We start from the raw sequence: 3,795 nt of genomic DNA on the forward strand, positions 1-3,795 counted from the left end.
ATAATAAAATAAAATTCAATCAAATCACAGCAGATAATATAGATTTACAAGGTAATGAAGTTTATATGGATATTTCTACTATAAATTCTAAAAACCTAACTACTGAAGCAAAAAATAAAGGAATTGCTTATTTAAGTGCTACGGGTTATTATTATAATCCTACAAGAAAATACAATGATATTGTATTTACTAACAAAGGTGTAATGGATAAAACATATAATCAATATATTAGCATAGGCTCTGATTTAGATTGGTGGCACTTTGCTAAAGGATGGAATGAAAAAGATGATTTTAGAAATAATGTAGTAGGAGATACCTTTAAACTTACTAATGATATAGATTTTAAAGCAAGTGGTGGACAAAACTATGCTAATTATTGGGTAGACTTAAATGGTGATGGTAAAAGACAAGATAATGAATTTACTAATATGATAGTAGGTTTTACAGATAATAGTGCTTTTACTAAAATATTTGATGGACAAGGTTTTACTCTTAAGAATATTAATATAGATACAACAGGATTTTTTTATCCCGGAACTTATCCTGATGAATATGTAGGTATATTTGGCATATCAGATGGTGCTAAATTTAAAAATATAAATATAGATTATATGGGTGGTAGTGTTAAAGCATACGGATATGGTGACGATGGAGAATATACTTATATATCAAAATACGCAGGTGGGTTTGCTGGGAGTATTGAAGATTCAGAGATAGATAATATAAGTTTGAAAAATCTTGCTTATATTACTGCTGGTAGCGATAAAAGTAAAATAGGATCTATATATTTAGGTGGATTTGTAGGCGAAATTAAAAAAACAAATACATCCAATGTTGTTTTAAAGGATATAGGTACTATTGAGGCTGTAGGAAATGCAGTTTCAGTTACTGGCATGTCTGCAGGTGGGTTTGCTGGTCGTATATCTGGCGGTAGAGAATTTATGTATATAAAAGATATTGCATTAGAAAATATAGATAATATTATTGCTATAAATACTGCTGGTGGTAGTCAAACTTTATCTGCAGGTGGCTTTGCTGGTGCAATAGACAGTATGGCTAAAGATGGATATATTTCGCATGTAAAATTAAATAATATAAATAATATTAAATCTGGTTCTGAAGATAAAATAGATGGTAATATTGATGCGGGTGGATTTGTAGGAAGAGTTGAAGCGAGTGAAAATTTTAATATTAAAGACATTGTTGTAAAAAATATTAATCATATATATACTGGAAAAAGTGACTTATTTGAGAGTAATTCTGGTGGATTTGCTGGGACTACATTTTTAAATGGTTGGGAAAATGTATTTTTTAGAAATATTTATATAGAAAACATAGGCGATATTACTTCAAATGCTAACTCAGGTGGATTTATAGGAAGTAATTCTTATGGAGAGACAAATTATGTTGATATAACTGTAAAGAATATAGATAATATTCAAAGCACAAGAAACTCAGGTGGTTTTGTTGGTTTTAATAGAGGTGGTAATTATTCTAAAATTTATATAGGTGATATTAAAAATATATCTTCTAAAAGATCTGATAACTTGAGTAACAGCTTTAATTATGCAGGTGGATTTATCGGATTTAATGGTTATGGAGAATTTTCAGATATTACAGTTAAAAACATAGGAAATATTTCAAGCATTTCTGATGGTTTTACATATTCTGGAGGATTTATAGGAGGATTTGATAGTGGAGAGTTTAAAAGAATTTCACTTGAAAATATTACTAATATAAATAGTACATCAAAATCTAACTCTTCTTACTCAGGAGGGTTTGCCGGAGGATCTGTGTATAATAATCCTTATGCCAGCTTTTATTTTGCTGATATATATTTAAAGGATGTTTTAAATATATCAAGCTATGGCGAGATATCTATGTCTGGCGGTTTTGCTGGAGAGATTGTTAATACAAGGGAAGATAATTCTATTGTTTTTGATAGGATTAGTATTAATAATATCAATAACATTGAAGCTAAGGGAGAATATTATGCTGTTTCAGGTGGTTTCTTTGGGTTGCATTCATCTTTTTCTATAATAAATGATATAAAATTAAGTAATGTTAATGAGATTAAAGTTGAATCTTTAGGAGTTGGTTCTTCGGGATCTGCAGGTGGTTTTGCTGGAGAAATCTCAAGAGATTCTAAATTTGAAAATATTATTTTAAATAATTTTGGAAATATTATAGGTGAAGAATATACCGGTGGATTTGTTGGAGAAATGTCTTCTGATTTATATAATCCAAATGAATTTAATAATATTGTTTTAAATAATTTTGGAAATATTATAGGTGAAGAATATACCGGTGGATTTGTTGGGGTTGATACTAGAACAAAAATGAGTAATATTTCTTTAAATAATATTGATTATATTCAAGGAAATTATACTGGGGGATTTGCAGGAAAAGGACAAGGTGATTATAGAAATATAGCATTAAATAATATTAAACATATCAAAGGAAAATATGCTGGAGGTTTTACAGTATTTGGTACTGGAGGAAAAAATATCTATATATATTTTGATAAAGGAGCTATTATAGAAGGCTCAGAAAGTAGTGGTAAATTTTTTGGCTATTTAGATGAATATTTTCTTCCAAATGCTGAAAACACTTATATCTATCATTATAAGAAAGACTTAACTAGTGCAACAGCTGATCAAAAATATTGGGGTAATGAAATCCAACTCCATCCTTATGATGATAATAGTCAAGGTTATATAGATTTTAAGACAGCAGCTTTGGCAGCTTTAAATGGCTTAAAGGAAATAGATTGTGGTACTAGTAAGAAATGTTTAGTTTTTACAAAAGATTTTGAGATTGAAAAACCATCTAATCCAAATATATCCGAGTCAAACTATCCAAATAATGTTATAGTATCTAAACCATCACAAAATACAGATTATATCCCTAACACAGAAGAAATCATCAATGAAAAGGTTGTTTTAGATGAAAATGATCTTTATAAAGATATTATCATCAATGAAATCATAGCTGATTTGAAAAATAAATATTACACCATTGATATAGCTGATTTGAAAGCTATTTTAGAAGCCTATAAAAATTTAGATAAAAATAGTGCTGAAGCTAGAACTAAGTTTATTATGGATTATTTCTTTGATAAAAACAATAAAGATAATCCATCAATGGAAATAGCTCGAAAAGAAATTTTCCAAAGCTTAGACTTTTTACTAGCTTATCAAGACAATGGTTTAAACAAAGCCGGTGATGACAAATTTGCAAGCAAAGAAGCTATACAAGTTAAAAATGATATTTTAACTGAAGTTTCAAATTCTCTTGAGAATAAAACAATTGCAAGTAATTTAGAAAACCTAAGTAATTTAAATGATGAAATCAACTCAGCTAACAATAACTTCAAAGAAAAAAACTATTACAAACAACTCGATGATTTAGCCTTAGCTTATAATAAGTATGTAGAATTAATCAATAAAGGCTTAGCAAGTAAAGATGATCAAGCTTTTAAAGATATTAGCAATAAGTTATTTGCTTTAATAGCTACAGTAGGGAAAGAAACTGAAGCTATAGAGAATTTGATTAAAGACTTTGAAGATTTAAAAATATCAGTAAGTGATAAATCTAGCGGACGCTTTGTTGTTGAAGGAGAATTATCAGCCGTTAAAATACCTTATCCTATATTAGCTTCTATTAAAGATGATAATGGCGGTGGTGAAATAGAAATACCTGATAAACCTATTGACCCAGCAGAACCACCAATGGATGGTTTTGAACAAACAGCTTCGCTTAATTTAATAGGCGATAAAACTTTAAATGAAGAAA

General features: G+C 28.7%; 1 protein-coding gene. It reads left to right on the forward strand.

Annotated features, from left to right (window positions below; translation table 11 throughout):
• The coding region (locus L8X24_RS07830; RefSeq protein ID WP_263664329.1) for a hypothetical protein at positions 1–3,795 on the forward strand (3,795 nt) is incomplete at both ends.

Origin of the sequence: Campylobacter sp. CNRCH_2015_0814 (genome assembly GCF_025772765.1) — a bacterium.
Lineage (GTDB): Bacteria > Campylobacterota > Campylobacteria > Campylobacterales > Campylobacteraceae > Campylobacter_D.